The organism is Paenibacillus sp. J22FR83 (genome assembly GCF_059691955.1).
The window spans coordinates 105054-121035 of record NZ_JCAUAM010000021.1; the positions used below are offsets into that span (position 1 = coordinate 105054).

13 protein-coding genes are annotated in these 15982 nt (G+C 43.7%); 6 read left to right on the forward strand and 7 right to left on the reverse strand.

Annotation, left to right across the window (positions count from 1 at the left end; translation table 11 throughout):
- Positions 1-65 precede the first annotated feature (65 nt).
- The 6 genes from AC58PV_RS29625 to AC58PV_RS29650 form a co-directional block, all read right to left on the reverse strand.
- Positions 66-1559: a response regulator transcription factor gene (locus AC58PV_RS29625; RefSeq protein WP_497436411.1), complete on the reverse strand. Its 1494-nt coding sequence runs from the start codon at positions 1557-1559 to the stop codon at positions 66-68.
- A 129-nt stretch (positions 1560-1688) separates the two neighbouring features.
- Positions 1689-4478 (reverse strand): carbohydrate binding domain-containing protein, encoded by a 2790-nt coding sequence (locus AC58PV_RS29630; protein WP_497436412.1) that lies wholly within the window; start codon positions 4476-4478, stop codon positions 1689-1691.
- A 733-nt stretch (positions 4479-5211) separates the two neighbouring features.
- Entirely contained in the window at positions 5212-5382 is a 171-nt protein-coding gene (locus tag AC58PV_RS29635) for a hypothetical protein (RefSeq protein WP_497436414.1), read from the reverse strand.
- 67 nt (positions 5383-5449) lie between these two features.
- Positions 5450-6286: a helix-turn-helix domain-containing protein gene (locus AC58PV_RS29640; RefSeq protein ID WP_497436415.1), complete on the reverse strand. Its 837-nt coding sequence runs from the start codon at positions 6284-6286 to the stop codon at positions 5450-5452.
- A 63-nt stretch (positions 6287-6349) separates the two neighbouring features.
- A complete protein-coding gene (locus AC58PV_RS29645; RefSeq protein WP_497436416.1) occupies positions 6350-7084 on the reverse strand; it encodes a phytanoyl-CoA dioxygenase family protein in 735 nt (244 codons plus the stop codon).
- A 107-nt stretch (positions 7085-7191) separates the two neighbouring features.
- Positions 7192-7638: a DUF1761 domain-containing protein gene (locus AC58PV_RS29650; protein WP_497436417.1), complete on the reverse strand. Its 447-nt coding sequence runs from the start codon at positions 7636-7638 to the stop codon at positions 7192-7194.
- A 331-nt stretch (positions 7639-7969) separates the two neighbouring features.
- On the opposite strand from AC58PV_RS29650, the gene AC58PV_RS29655 reads away from it, so the two are divergent.
- The 4 genes from AC58PV_RS29655 (at position 7970) to AC58PV_RS29670 (ending at position 12920) form a co-directional block, all read left to right on the forward strand.
- Positions 7970-9640, forward strand: coding sequence for a CotS family spore coat protein (locus tag AC58PV_RS29655; RefSeq protein ID WP_497436418.1), 1671 nt, complete (start codon positions 7970-7972; stop codon positions 9638-9640).
- 17 nt (positions 9641-9657) lie between these two features.
- The gene (locus tag AC58PV_RS29660; RefSeq protein ID WP_497436420.1) at positions 9658-10800 is read left to right on the forward strand and encodes a glycosyltransferase family 4 protein; all 1143 of its coding nucleotides are present in this window, start codon (positions 9658-9660) and stop codon (positions 10798-10800) included.
- 174 nt (positions 10801-10974) lie between these two features.
- The gene (locus tag AC58PV_RS29665) at positions 10975-11535 is read left to right on the forward strand and encodes a helix-turn-helix domain-containing protein (protein WP_497436422.1); all 561 of its coding nucleotides are present in this window, start codon (positions 10975-10977) and stop codon (positions 11533-11535) included.
- A gap of 182 nt (positions 11536-11717) precedes the next feature.
- On the forward strand, positions 11718-12920 hold the full coding sequence (locus AC58PV_RS29670) for a CynX/NimT family MFS transporter (RefSeq protein WP_497436423.1): 1203 nt from the start codon (positions 11718-11720) through the stop codon (positions 12918-12920).
- Between the two features lie 135 nt (positions 12921-13055).
- Here the strand turns inward: AC58PV_RS29670 and AC58PV_RS29675 are convergent, their stop codons facing one another.
- Entirely contained in the window at positions 13056-13466 is a 411-nt protein-coding gene (locus AC58PV_RS29675; protein WP_497436424.1) for a hypothetical protein, read from the reverse strand.
- A 237-nt stretch (positions 13467-13703) separates the two neighbouring features.
- Here AC58PV_RS29675 and AC58PV_RS29680 point away from each other — a divergent pair, with 237 nt between their 5' ends.
- Together AC58PV_RS29680 and AC58PV_RS29685 are read left to right on the forward strand one after the other, a co-directional pair.
- On the forward strand, positions 13704-14687 hold the full coding sequence (locus tag AC58PV_RS29680; RefSeq protein ID WP_497436426.1) for a sugar phosphate nucleotidyltransferase: 984 nt from the start codon (positions 13704-13706) through the stop codon (positions 14685-14687).
- Complete coding sequence (locus AC58PV_RS29685; RefSeq protein WP_497436427.1) at positions 14684-15976, forward strand: UDP-glucose dehydrogenase family protein; 1293 nt, start codon at positions 14684-14686, stop codon at positions 15974-15976. The genes AC58PV_RS29680 and AC58PV_RS29685 overlap by 4 nt, the downstream gene beginning before the upstream one ends.
- Positions 15977-15982: the final 6 nt, after the last annotated feature.

Genomic DNA, 15982 nt, shown 5'->3' on the forward strand with positions numbered 1-15982 from the left:
TACATTTTGTATCATTTTAATTATAGGAGGGATGATCGATGGTTGAAATGTACTGGCTTGGCATTTTATTGGACTCTATTGTCCTTCGAGATCTGTGTTTGTTCCCTGTACATGCGAGGGGTAGTGCCGACGATCTTTTTGAAAAGGCGATTAAAGTAAGCTGCATCAGGATATCCCACCGCTTGCCCTACCTCATATGTTTTCAATTCCAGCTTATTCAGGAGCAGCTCCTTCGCTTTCGAAACTCGAAGATCCATAATGTATTCGGTGATCGTCATCCCTGTATCTTTGCGGAAAAGAAAACTGACATAGTTTCCAGTTAAATGCACTTGATTCGCTAACTCTGACAATTCAATTTCACGGTAATACGTTTGCTCGATAATTTTCTTAACTGTGCTCACCACTTTGCGTTCATATGCGCCAGGTTCCAATTCCATATCACCTAACATACGATCAATCCTGTCAAAAATATCATGGAACACATCATGCAAAAACGCATGCTCGCATAGCTGGAGTTCAAGGTCGTTCCCGTCCGATGGTGGAAAAAGAGACCGATGGGTCGCATCTGACATACGCATTCGCAGCTGAAATAATAAATAGCCCAGTATGCGAGTTAAATCAGTCCAGTGGATCTGGATGCGTCGTGCTCTGCTATACAACTGATCTTTTAATTTAGTGAGTTCCTCACGGTCCATCCATTTCGAGGAATTCTGTAATAACGAGTCGATTTGAGCTACCATTAGGGTAACTTCAGAACGAGGATAAGTTGGTTCCACAAAGGGGATTAGACAACGTTGACCTTCGCTATGCCACTGCAAGCAATACGCCGTAATCGCTTCCGAGTAGCCCCTCGGCCAATCATCAAAGCGTGAAATGATAGACGATGTACCGCACAAATCAGCCACATATTCCTTAATCGTTTGCCCGAACACGTCGACCTCGCCTATACCAAATACAATGTACAGTTGCAAATTTGATGTTAGCGTGCATGTGATCATTTCACGGATGGATGAGCCCGTAGGGACGCTCTGTAAAGTTTTACACACAACAAATACACAAGGTACGGCACGTCCGCTATAGGTCGAGAAGGATTTCCAGAGCACCTCTAGTTGATCTGCTCTCATCTCGCCTGCTAAATAGCTTCTTAACAACAAATCTGTCGTTTGCCCCTTGCGCATTCTTTCTTGCTCCCGTTGATTCATCAGTTTCTGAAGTACTTGGAGAAGTTCCTTGCGATTCACTGGTTTGACCAAATAATCACTGACGCCTGACCGCAACGCATTGCGCACATAATCAAATTGATTGTACCCACTCAAGATGATGATGTTGGTTTCTGGATAAGTGATTCTCACATACTCCGCAAGCTCGAATCCATTCATCCTTGGCATGGAGATATCTGTAATAATTACGTCTACAGCTTGTTTGCTCAGAAACTTAACGGCTTCCAGACCATTTCCGAACGAACCCACAACACTGACATGAAGTTCCATATGTTCTATCATGCTTATGATGCCCAATCGAATTGCCTTCTCATCTTCAACAACCATGATGCGGATCATGTTCATCCCACCCTTGAGGGCATTCCAGCATACAACTCTGGTCCCCTTCATTCTATCATATAGGCAAAAGCCATCATACGGAATTTCCCGTATGACGGCTTCAATTGTAATCGTTAACAAAGAAGACACTTAATACGCTTGGATATCATCCACATAAATCGTAGAGCTGCCTGTGCCGCCTGAACCTTGATTTACGTATAAATTAAACTCGGAAATCGATCCCAAATCCTTCGTCCCATTCCCACCTGAATACCAAGGTGGATGTTGGTAGGCTGTGAACGGGAATTGAACCGTTCCGCTTGTTGTACTCGAGAGTGTATACGTGGTTTCCCACGGCTCACCGTTCGGCTCCTTGAACTGAATCGTTAGGGTACGGTTCGAACCATCTGGCTTCAGCCACAGTTGGATACCTGTTTTACCTGACCAATTCTGACTGATGCTATGCACAACACCAGCAAAGTTAGGTGTCCCCATGGTGTACGCTAACTTCAAACCATAGGAGCCTTGCGATTTATTCGTCCCGTCTAACGACGGTGTAATTGCGTTCCCATCCGTATTACGCACATATGCCGCTAAGACGCTCGGATTGGAGCCACCGTAGCCCTCATAGTTATCGATGATAACGGTCGTTGGCGGTGGAGGTGTCGAGCCATTGCCTAGGCCAATGGAATCTACATAGATCGTGCCGCTGCCATCAGCGCCTGAACCTTTATTAATATAGAGATTGCCTTCTGCGATGGAGCCCAAATCAATGACACCATTTCCTCCGCTATACCATCCTGGGTGCTGGAAGCTCGTAAATGGAATAGATAACGTTGTTGCTGTCGTACCGGCAAGGGTATAGTAAGTTTCCCATAGTTCACCGTTGGTTTCCTTGAACTGAATGGTTAATGTACGATTCGATCCATCTGGTTTCACCCAAAGATTGAAACTTGTGTTCCCCGTCCAATTGGCATTGCCGAGCGTGTGGACAGCACCCGCGTAACTGGTCGTTGCGTTGACGGTATAGACGATTTTGGCGCCATACGCGCCAGTATCCTTGGTCGTAGCTTCACGTGTCATCGTGAAGGTGTTGCCGCTTGCATTTTCCACATAGGCAGCCTGCAGTGCCGCATCAGATGCATAACCATCGAAATTATCTACAGTTGATGTTGGTGCTGGAAGTGCCACCGTTGTGAATGCAATTCCTGCGTTGGATGCATTCGTTGAACCTGTACTATTAACAGCGGTTACTTTCCAATAGTAGGTTTTGTTGTTAGTGAGCACGTTCGGAGGTGTGTAACTAGTGCTCGTCAGCCCGCTCACATTGATGACTGGGTTCGCATATGACGAATTATCTGCAACGACAATTGTGTAAGTTGCTGCATTCGTGGCTGTTCCCCATGTAAACGATGGTGTTACGTTCACACTTGTTGCTCCGCTAGCTGGGGCAGATTGCGCAAAGCTTCCTGGTGCTTGCAGCTGTGTACCGGAAATGGCATACACCGTTGAATAAGCGCCAGCAATGCCAGATAAGTTATGTCCTTTGACCCTATACCAGGTCGCAGCACCTGCAGTGGAACCCGAATCGGTCCAAGGGGTTTGATTATCCGTGACGCATTGATTACATGCGACAGTCCAAGGTCCGCTGCTGCCCGCTGTGGAGCGTTCGACCGTATAGGTATCGGATGGTACGGAACCGCGCCAGCTCAAGACATATTTACTACCGGAGGTTGTGGAACCGGTAATGGTAGGCGCACCAGGAATGCCATGCGCAGGCGGTGTCGTGATGCCTCTCATTTTGTACGCATGATTCCTCATCTGTTGTGCTTGTGTGCGCATGAAAGTGGTATCACCCGGATAGTGGACCGTGTAGCCATCTGGATGCTGGACATAGCCATAATTATCGTTATGGCCAAATAGCGCCCAGTACATGTCACCTGCAATTACACTATCATTCTCGATTGCTGTATGAAAAGCAGCTAATGTGCCGAATTGCTCGCTTTTCCAATCATACTCACCAACGAACATGACTTTGCCCGCATTTCTGACTTTATTCGCTTGGGTCTGGAGAACAGGGACGGATAATCCTTTATCTCCCCATGTATAGAAATGATCTGAATACATATCAATGCTTGAAATTGTCAAATGGGCATCGGCAATCCCGTAGTTGCCATCTGCTACTAAGTGATGTGTATCTTGCTGTTTCAGGTAATCTGCTATTGACTGTGTCCAGTTTTTTAATTGGGTCGGATTGTCGTACCAACCTAGTTCATTCCCTGTTTCCCATGCGAGAATCGTTGGGTCGTTTTTGTAAGCCACACCTGTATAGGTGTTCACTCGGTTTAACATGACACTCAAATGTTGTTTGAATGCGGTAATAATATTCGCATCGCTGAAAAACTCGTACCCTGTATAAATAACGCCATCATCCGGGTACCCGTACCATTTGGTCCACGTTTTCTTGCCGCCATGGTAGTAATTATACATATCAATAACCGGTAAAATGAGTCGGATCCCTTGATCCCCTGCCGCTTTAATCGCATAATCCACCTTCTGCCAAGCTGCCTCGTTGTAATTGCCAAGTGTAGGCATAATACATTTGGCACAACCAAATGAGTTAACCAAGTGTGAGCGCACTACGGTTGCTCCCATTTCTTTGGCTGTAGCGAGCGCATCATCGACTCGGAAGTTCGTCGGAAAATCAATCGTACCATTCGTTGGTACATTCTCATCCAAGCCTAACCAATAAATGTTCGCTGAGCTGAACCGAAATGGTTGTCCGTTCAATTGCAGCTGATTACCCGATCGTGTTACATAGCCTGTCACAGCAGCTTCTGCTGCAGGCGGCGTATAGATCATCCCCCACAGCATTAAGAGCGGCAAAACCCAAGCTAGCAGAATTGACCTGCTCCTATTGCTTACTGAACCTGAGTACATCACTATCACCCCAGTCATCTTATTCGAGGCACTGTAAGCGCCTACAAAACAAGTATACGCTGTTTAACCCGAGATTGAATTGGACTCAGCATCAAAAACTTGACCTTAAACGGGAATCTATGTGTTCGTTACCGGCAGGAAGGTGTCGGAGTAACTAGCTTGTGAGAGGTGGAGTTGGTGAGGTGAGGTGAGGTGAGGTGATGAAGGGGCAAGTTGGAGTTGGCGAGGTGTGATGAGCTGGGAGGTGAAGTTGGTGGATTGAAGCTAGCGTTCGTGCTGTTGAGGGTACTCTAGCTAACTAACTGGAAAACCTACAGTTAATTCATAGGAATTAGTTCAAAAATCTGATTTAGATGGAAATTAGGTTGTTAATTCAACCGATATCTAACTGATTCGCCAAAATGGATGAATTTAACTGTATAAAATCCATTTATTTGATAATTTGATCGAATTTCTTGATAATTAACTGGAAAAAATCCATCTATTCGCAGCGAGCGTGGTAGATGATGGCAAGTGAGATGAGTGCAGCCCCCTCTCTACTCTACTTTACTCTTTGCTACTCATTCCCTACTCATCCCTCTCATTTCCTTCTATCTCACCGCCAACAAGCTATCCAATAAAACAAAAAAACACCTGACCATGTCGGGTGTCTCACTGCCTCACTGCCTCACTGTCTCACTACCTCAATGCCTCACTCTGGTTATTCCCAGCCCTGCTAAGCAAATGTACCAGGCTAATGTTTCAATCTTCTTCTCGCTTCAAGCTCCTGCTTCAACGCTTTTTCCACCAGTTCGGCCATCATATCGAATTTCTCAGCAACCGTGTAGGGAGACAACGCCCCGCAGTGCGAACAACGCTGTGTATGGAGTTCTGTTGGTTTGGAGCACGATTTGCAAGTTATCATGAGAAGTTGTCCCCTTTGTGTAGATTAGATATATCTATTATACACATCTAGAGATCAACACACACCTTTAGTTCGAACGGAACGTTCGCGGGGAACTCCCATATTTCTGCTTGAACGCTCTTTCGAAATGCGTTAAGGTATTGAATCCTGAGGCAAAACAGATTTCCGTAATGGGAATATCCGAGGCTTGCAGAAGGGACTTGGCAAATTGTAATCGTAACCCTTGCAAGTAGATTTGGAATGAAATACCTGTCATTTTATGAAAAACGAGACTAAAATAATTCGGCGCCAACCCCGCTTGCTTAGCCGCATCTTCCAACCGAAGTTCTTCGCGAAAATGATGATGCATATACACAAGCGCTCGCTGAAGCGTTGAGGACTGCGACGGCGTGACCGGCAGCGCTGGATGACCTTTGCGATCATGGTAGGTACGAAATAAATACAGCAGAATTCGCTCAAAGGCTCCTTTAATCAGAATAGAATGTCCGGGCCTCATCATCTGAACCTCATCGCGAATCATGCGAAACTCTGACTCTATTACATCATGATGCGCTTCGTTCAAGTCCACCATATACTCCGCAACTTGCCCAAACATGAACTCACGTATCTCCTGATCTAGCAGTTCCTCATCAAAGACTAGATTATACAGCTCCATCGGTTCATCCGGATAGGAATAGATTTCGTGAAAGTCGGCAGGAGTCAACAGGAACAAGCTTCCTTTGCGCAATTCATGTGCAGTTCCATTAACTGTATTCATCCCTCTACCACGAAGCACAAAACAAAGCTCATAGAATTCATGCCAATGCAGGGCATGCATCTCATTAATATATTGAAAGTAAATTTGAAAGGAGGATGCTGGATGAATAAACTGTTCATTCGTCAATCGCACTGGTTGTTTCTTCATCTGCTTCCTCCTCGTGGTTAATTCGTTTATTATAAGATTTCGCTTATCGTATTAAATTTCCTTCTACTCTACGTTCGCATATTTATTTCCAGCTAGATCTTTACCGCGAGCTAACCATACTTTGTGATTCGCGTTTTTCTCTTCATAGACCTTAGTGTCCGTTGAGAAATAACGCATGGTATAGCCACAACGACGGAAGTCACTCTTATTGGGATCCGCACCGTGCATAATGCGTGAATCATGCAGCGAACATTGACCCCTTTGCAACTCAAAATGTACGGCTGTGGATGTGTCTACATTTTTAATTTGCGTACTAAAGAGATTCGTCTCGCCGTCTACATTCTCATACTCTGAAAATCCATTAGCGTGTGTGCCTGGAATGACTTGCATACAACCATTTTCCTTCGTGCTGTTGTCAATAGCCAACCAGACGGTAATGATGTTATCGAAGTTGGAGACGCGGCCTTTCCAATAGGCAGAATCCTCATGCCAAGGTGTTGCTCGGCCAACAATCGGATCCTTGCAAATAAAATGAGAGGACCAAAGACCGATGTTAGGACCGATAATAGGCTCAACTAGATCCAACACTTCATCCGATAACAGGAAGTTCAGCAAGCGTTCCTCGCGGAAATGCGGCGTGTCTAACTCATCCGATAGTTTGCTGCCTTTTTGCTTCAACTGATCCTCAAAGATTTCCGTTAATTCGGCTAATTTATCCTCGGAGAATAACTGTTTATCATACAGGAAATACCCATTTTCCTTATAAAAGGCTACTTCTTCTTGCGTCAATTTACTCATCTTGACCCCTCCTGAAAGTGTGTTCTTAGCTACACACTTACTATACCTCGGAGAAGGATTCTAAGGCTTATCATAAACTTAGAAGAAGTTAGCGTATCTTCAGATTATTACACCCAGAACCAGAAAATAAGCAACAGCATTGTAAAACGAACAATCTCATAGGATGTGTCTACTGCCACGACAAGCCAACTTTTGAACTGCCACACCTTTTTTCCAACGGTAAACGGAAGCGTGTAGCCCGCTGCTAACAGCATAGTAAACCAAAAAGCATTCGATAGACTCTCTCCATCATATTCAAATGCTTGCCCACCAGCTTTCCATAGTTCTAAACATACGGCGAAAGCAATGGAAGTAACGAAGGATACAAGAATATAGATGACAAAAGACTGTATCTTATCCGCTTTACTAACGTTAAGATTAGCCTGGTCTGACTTGCCGTACATAAGCTTTTGATAAGGCTTGGCCCAAATCACAGCCATCCAGAGAAAGCCTAATACTAGTGATAATATCCCCGTAACAAACACAGCCCAATAATTAATTGTTTGGAATAACATAGCCAATCTCCTCTTCAATTTTAAGTCATTTTAGGAAACCTTTTGGTTTCGTTTTTCATTATATACAACCATTTGGTTTCATGTCAATGCTGTAATCCCATTTAAAAGTATGCGGAAGTCTAATCGTTTTTCGTGAAGTTCCACTCTTGTACATATCAACGATTCACCTAATGACATATGCATAGAATTAGATAAACCTAATTCGGTTTATGTGAGGTGATCAATCGTTTTCCCAGCAGTATGCAACGGCACAGAAGTAAAACTAACGTAATTTCGTAGATTAGGTAAGTGCTTAGAACGTACAATTCACTTTAAAATACGTGATGGAGTGATGGTGGTGGAAAATTATCAAATCGTTCCCTGGATCGATGACGTCTTGGAACCAGGAATCGTAGCTAACATGTATGTTCCTCCTGGGCTAGAGATGCTGGCAAGAGAGGTCCTGGGACATTATGACTTGCAGGTCCATGATATGCTCTTGATTACCTCTAAGCCCGACAAAGGCGGCGCTATTTGGAAAATCAGCACAAGCAAAGGCAACCTCAGTATCAAATGTTTGCACAGACGCCCCCGAAGAAGTCTTTTCAGTGTAGGTGCTCAGTCCTATATGTCCGGTTTAGGCTACCGTGTCCCTTCTTTCATTCCTACCAAGGACGGGAGTACGTTCGTAGAAGCGGGCGGTAAACTCTGGATCGTTACAGACTGGATTGAACCCTTAGTGCCCGTATCCAAAGTCGATTTGGAAGGCGCTTCTCAGCTATGCTTTGGCTTAGGAGAATTCCATAATAACTCACGGGGTTATGTTCCACCTTCTGGTTCGGAGAAATCCTCGCGCATCTTTGGATGGGGCAAATATTACGAAAAAATTATTGCCAAAATCGGCTGGTTTCAGGATATCGCTCTCGCCTATTCTGATACTGCAGCAAGCGCGAACTTACTTGCCGTTATCGATGAATTCAAGAGACAAGCGAACGACATGTATCAACGTTTCCAAAATTCCCCTTACCACAAGATGATTGCCAAAGGTGAACCCCATTGGGGACTTGCCCATCAAGATTTCGGATGGTCCAACGGCCAGATGGGACCAGGCGGCATCTGGGTCATTGACTTAGACGGCGTTTCTTACGATCTGCCTATTCGGGACTTGCGCAAATTAATTACTAGCACCATGGATGACATGGGTGTGTGGGATATAACTTGGATTCGCGGCATGATTGAAGCCTACAATAAGGGCAACCCCATTGACCAAGAAACCTTCGAAATATTGTGGATCGATATGGCTTTCCCAAATGAATTTTATAAGCATGTCAAAGAAATTGTGTTCAATCCCCAAGTTTTTCTTGATACTGAGCTTGCCCCAATTCTCCAAAGAGTCATGACAACAGAAGCAAGCAAATGGCAGGCATTAACTGAGCTTGAAAAAGATAAGGCAAACTACCCTGCTGGAGACTACTCGGCAGATTACGTCAAACCTGTTCTCCAACGTCCTTCTATTGTTCTTCCTGGAGATCTATTAACGCCTGTTTACTCCGAAATGCCCATTGCACCTACTACGCCTGCTGTTGGAGAGACCATGCCAGAACCCGTTCATGCTGGAGACTCTACTACTATCGCACCTACAGTTCCTGCACTTATTCCGTTCCCTACTCGCAGACAAAAACGCTTTAAACTTCGCGTTCCACGGAAGCGTCGCGCTATGAAAAGAACTCGAATTATTAAGAAAAGCCGTTATCTGAGACGCAGAAAACTAAAAAGACTTGCAAAATGGAAACGTCTCACAGGTGTTAAAATCATTACGGGTTACAAAAAATCGCTCAAGAAAAAAATCAAACCAGTATTCCGTTCTCGGAAAAAACCAATAAAACGTAAACTAGGCCTCAAAAAACCAGTGAAACGCGCCATAAAGCCAACGATGAGAAAAGTAAAACACCCATTAACCAATAAGAAAGCACCGCCGCCATGGAAAAAAAGGCAGATTCCCCCTAGAAAAAGGACCGCCTGAGAAAGGAAGCTGTTAACTTGAACATTCTGATGATTTGTACAGAAAAGCTGCCTGTCCCCAACATTCGAGGGGGAGCTATTCAAACCTATATTGACGGTGTGGCCTCGCTACTAAGTAAACATCACAGAATTACCATTTTAGGAAGAAGCGACCCGTCTTTACCTAATGATGAACATGTAAATGGCATTCGCTATGTTCGTGTGGAATCCCACGGCCTACTGGAGGCATACGCGACAGGGGTTATCGAATTTATTCGGCATACACCAGAGCATTATGATCTTATTCAAATTTTCAACCGCCCCTTGCTAGTCCTTCCAGTTAGAGCAGTTGCCCCTTCCTCACGGATTATTCTAAGTATGCATAACGATATGTTCAATCCCTTTAAGATCGAGGCTAACGAAGGAAATCAAGTCATTGAACAAACCGAGCGTATTATTACGATTAGCAATTATATTGGCACGGCCATCTGTGATTACTACCCCCAAGCAGCTGGTAAAATAAAACCGATATATTCCGGCGTTGACTTGCATCGATTTGCCCCATGGATGGAGTCGGAACAGGCAAGAATCGCTCGTGAGAGTCTTAGAGCTGAACACAATTTATCCAACAAGAAAGTTATTCTTTTCGTCGGAAGGCTTACACGTAATAAAGGACCCCATGTCTTAGTCCGCGCAATGTCTCAAATTCATCATCCGGATGCTGTTCTCGTTGTAGTAGGAGGCGCTTGGTTTAGTGACAACTCCGTAAGTGATTATATCGCTTATGTCAGAGCTCTTGCCTTACGCTCACCTCTTCCCGTCATCACAACCGGGTATGTGCAAGCACAAGATATTCACCGCTGGTTCTGTGCGGGAGATGTCTTTGTATGTACGTCGATTTGGCAGGAACCCCTTGCTCGCGTTCATTATGAAGCTATGGCAGCTGGATTGCCATTCCTTACGACTGCTCGAGGCGGCAACCCAGAGATTGTAAAAAATAACAATGGGATACTCATTAATAACCCTGAAGATCCAAATGAATATGCACAGACACTCAATTCATTGTTATCGGATATGAACCATGCACGCCATATGGGACTTAACGGACGAAGATTGGCAGAACAATATTTCCCTTGGGAACGTGTTGCACAAGAGATTCTTGCCGTCTGGGAACAAAGATAAGCATAAATATGACGATTCTTGTTAACTTCATTGGCTGTCCCAAAAGTAGACACTTCTACTTAGGGACGGTCCATTTTTATTTGGCCCGTGCGCTAATCGAGCATACTACGCGTATGGAAAAGAATTTAAATAAATACTATACTAGCTATAACTGTTTTTGTTGAGGTGAATCGAATGGATGAAATCAATGAATCTAAAGAATTTGTATTACAAATTGGTGTTATCTTGAAAAAGTACAGAAAAGAAAAAAACATGAGCTTAGACGACTTAGCGGAACTAACTGGCGTAAGCAAACTTACTCTAGGTAATATCGAACGTGGCGAGACAAATCCAACTTTGGCAATTATATGGAAAATTTCAAAAGGTATCTCTTTACCGCTACTGGCTTTATTCAAATCAGAAGACTCAGCTAGTTTGTATCGAGCAGGTGAAGGATTGCGGTTTTCTAATGATCAAAAAAATTGGACCATTGAACCCGTCTTTAAAAGTAACGATATTGAGATGTGTCGGGCTTACCTACAGCCAAATAGCTCCTATCAGCCTGAAGGTCATCACGTCAATACAACTGAAATAGCGACAGTCATGACGGGTTCCATTGAACTTCAAGTCAATGATGAGATGTACACTTTGCATCAATACGATACGATTAGCTTTCGTGCAGATTGTCCTCATTCATATACCAATCATACGGATAGCGAAACCGTGCTCCATATAGCTTTAAAATACGATTTCTAAATTCGAAAAATCCACTCCTTACATACAACTCTGAATTCCAAGACGGGAATTTCAGCGTTGTATTTTTGTTTGCAAGTGAATTGAAGTATATCATAAAATACTTATTGATAAAAATAATATAGTATAATATACTTCATTTATTCGCGCGGATGCATCTTTTTTCAAGAAAGGAGAGATTAAGAATGCCCAACAAACAAACTAATCAAACTGTACCATCCTCAATAGGGCTGATCATTCTCGGCATTATTGTTATTGCAGCTAATTTACGTACTCCCCTAACATCAGTCGGTCCTTTAGTGAGTCTAATCAGGGATGACGTTCATATTTCAAATACATTAGCAGGCTTGATCACAACGGTACCCTTGCTTGCCTTTGCTTTATTATCGCCTCTCGTACCAAAATTAGGACAAAGGTATGGGGTTGAACGTATTATTATGATCGCCTTACTCTTTCTAACTGCAGGTATTGTAATACGCTCTTTATCTGGCGCAGCTGCTCTGTTTATTGGGACCGCAATTCTTGGATTCGCCATTGCCGTATGTAATGTATTATTGCCAAGTATTATCAAAAGGGATTTCCCACATAAAATTGGCTCCATGACAGGTATTTACTCCATTTCAATGAATTTATGTGGAGCAATCGCATCGGGGATCAGTGTGCCTCTAGCCTTGAACGCAGGTCTTAAATGGCAAGGGGCATTGGGAATATGGGGGATTCTAAGCTTTGTGTCAATCCTCTGTTGGTTACCCCAATTAAGAAAACCAACGAAGCGAACTACCAAGACGAGTCGGCAAATCGCCAGCAACGATGCGAATGTTTGGCGATCCCCCATTGCCTGGCAAGTAACCTTGTTTATGGGGATACAGTCCATGGTTTTCTATGTGTTGATCGCATGGTTGCCTGAAATTTTAAAGGAGCAAGGCATTGATCCAAACCAATCAGGATGGTACCTCTCGATCATGCAGTTAGCTATGCTTCCATTTGCCTTCATTGTCCCCGTTATTGCTGGGCGCATGTCTAACCAACGGTTGTTAGTGGTCATTACAACCCTTTTGCTTATGACGGGAACGCTTGGACTTCTTTTCGGAAGCTCCAATATGATTCTGTTGTGGATCATCATGCTCGGAATTGGTGGAGGCTTCGCCTTTAGTTTGTCCATGATGTTTTTTGGGTTACGTACCCAAAATGCGCATCAGGCAGCGGAACTGTCTGGCATGGCACAATCGATCGGCTATCTTTTTGCCGCAGTCGGTCCTGCTCTTATCGGATATCTGCATGATGCGACAAATAGTTGGAACCTGCCGCTTTTCATTCTGCTTGGCGCTGCGTTCTTGCTCTTTATAGTTGGTATAGGAGCAGCTAGAAACCGTTATGTAGCTAGCTGACATAGCGAAACATAAAAGAAATGGTGCTTGGATGTAAGACAACAACGGCGGTCTAAAACTTTTACTAAAAAAGTCTTGGTCCGCCGCTGCTTTATTTCACCGAACATCTATCAGATAAACCTATAATTCCTTTACTTATGCTTCGTCGTCTTCATCTTCGTCTTCGTCTTCATCTTCATCTTCGTCATCATCATCGTCATCATCATCGTCGTCTTCATCTTCGTCGTCATTATTTACAGATGACACCGTTACTTCTTCATCTTCGTCGTCCTCGTCTTCATCTTCATCTTCGTCTTCGTCTTCATCTTCGTCGTCTGATTCTTCTTCCTCATCATCCTCATCATCTTCTGAACCAAAAGCGATTTTACTTCCGTCAGTTAATTCCACTTCGACTTCGTCAACTTCGGCCCAAGCGATGTCATTTCTTAGATCTTTGATCTCTGCTAATTCAATTTTGTTTTTGTCACCGTTCTCATACTCTACTGAGAGTTCTTCCACTTCAGGATGCGCTTTTAAATAACTGAGTAATTGTTCTAAATTTTCCAACAACAATCATTCCCCTCACCACAAATTTGAAACTTAATGTCTCCATGTATACTATGATATTTCATTCTTCCTGCTTAGGCTCTTGATAGAGTAGATTGGCGGATTATGTTTGTCCCGAGGGAAGATTACTCCTAAAACGCATACATATCAGCTTATTCTCCCTGTGAATAGCCCTTACATTTCACAATTTTCATCATAAATTAATAATGTCTTCATATAGACAAGGAGGTAAAGCTTATGAAAGGATTAATTCTCTGTGCAGGCATTGGTACTAGACTCCAACCTTTTACTAATATCAAACCTAAAGGTCTGCTTCCAGTGGCGAATAAACCCTTAATTCATTACGGCATCGAAAAGCTAGTGGAATTAGGCATCGACGAAATCGGAATTGTTATCCGGCCCAATCTTCATGCCATGTTTATGGAAGATGTAGGCGCTGGCGAGAGGTGGAACGTCAACATCACATATATTTTTCAAATTAATCCTTTGGGTATCTCAGACGCAGTGAAACACGCCGAGGCTTTCATGAATAACGAACCGTTCGTACTCCTTCTTGGGGATAATTTAATTACGGAAGATCTACATGACTTGTGTCACGCAATTACACACAACAATCATGATGCAGCCATTCTTCTGAGAAAGGTTGCGAATCCAAGAGCATTTGGGATTGCCGAGATAAATAAGGATCGTATTATTGGTCTAGAAGAAAAGCCTTTAGAGCCCAAGTCAGATCTTGCGGTTCTGGGGAGTTATGCGTTTACACCAAGTATCTTCCAGGCTGTCCACGCCATTCGTCCTTCCGCCAGAGGCGAATATGAAATAACAGATGCCATACAATGGCTGATCCAACAGGGCTATTCAGTTACCTATCAAATGACAGAAAAGAATTTCTCGGATGTCGGGACGATGGAAGGCTGGCTGGAGGCCAATCGGTGGATGCTGACACAGTTAGCTGATCAAGGCTTACTAGCAACCCGAACCGATTATCCAGGAACAACTTTAATTCCACCTGTATGCATTGACCCTAGTGCTGAATTAAAGAATTGTGTAATTGGCCCCTACGTAACGATCGGACCTAATATTAAACTGGAAAGCTGTACATTGGACAATAGCATCTTGTTAGAGTATGCCATTCTTAATCCGAACCACTATCCTATGACGAACTCAATTATCAGTCCATTGTCGATGTTTGTGAAGGAAGACGGAGGGCCTGGAAAATGAAAATTTTAATTATGGGCATGGGGTATGTAGGCATTACAACCGGCTTGTTATTTGCTGAATTAGGATGGCAAGTCACTGGACTCGATACAGATACGCTGAAAATACAAGCATTAACGGCGGGCAAGTTATCTTTCTATGAACCTGGGCTAGACGTCTTATTGAAGAAACACCTTGAATCCGGAAGTATCGATTTCACGACCTCTCCCGAAAAAGGTATTCGTGCGAATGACATTATTTTCATATGCGTCGGTACCCCCTCCGACAAAGATGGAAGCGCTGATCTCCAGGCTGTGCAAGGAGCCGCTAAGAGTATTGGTACTTACATGAATGACTATAAAATCATTACTGTGAAGAGCACAGTTCCTATAGACACTAACCGCAAATTAGTCGAATGGATCAGCGAATCGCAAATTCATCCTGAACCTTTCGATGTTGTTTCTAACCCCGAATTCCTTCGAGAAGGCAGCGCTTTGTTTGATTCTCTGAATCCGGATCGCATTGTTATAGGAAGCGATAGCGAGCGAGCAGCCCAAGTTATTCAATCCCTATATAGCAGCATCAATGCCCCTATCTTGTTGACCACCCCTCGAACAGCAGAATTGATCAAATATGCTTCGAATGCCTACTTGGCAACGAAAATTTCTTATGTGAATGAATTAGCAAGACTTTGCGAAGCCTTGGAAGTCAATGTCACTGAAGTCACCAAAGGGATGGGGATGGACCAACGAATTGGCCCGCATTTTCTGAGAGCTGGGATCGGGTATGGTGGTTCTTGCTTCCCGAAAGACAGCATGGCTCTCTTATTCACGGCGAAAGAGCAGCAAGTTGAAATGAGCATTCTTGACCGCGTTGTTGCCGTCAACAACTCGCAGTCTACCCACTTTTTGAATATATGGGAGCAACAGATAGATGGATTTAGTGGTAAAACGGTTGCGATTCTCGGCATTTCCTTTAAACCGAATACCGACGATTTAAGAGAAGCACCTGCCCTCTCCATCATTCAACAATTACAACATAAAGGAGTCCACCTCCGAGTACACGATCCCATTGCCAAGTTACCTCAAGCATTCCGCTCTGAAATGGTTCAACAATTCGAATCCATTGAGACCACATTACAGCATTGTGACGCAGCCATCCTTTGTTCGGAATGGCAAGATTATCGCGAAGCGGATTGGCAGCAATTAAAAGCACATATGAGAAATTATTATATATTTGATGGAAGAAATACGTTGAATGGCAAAGAAATGACCAAGCTAGGCTACTCTTATTTCGGTATTGGATATAGATAATTGCTG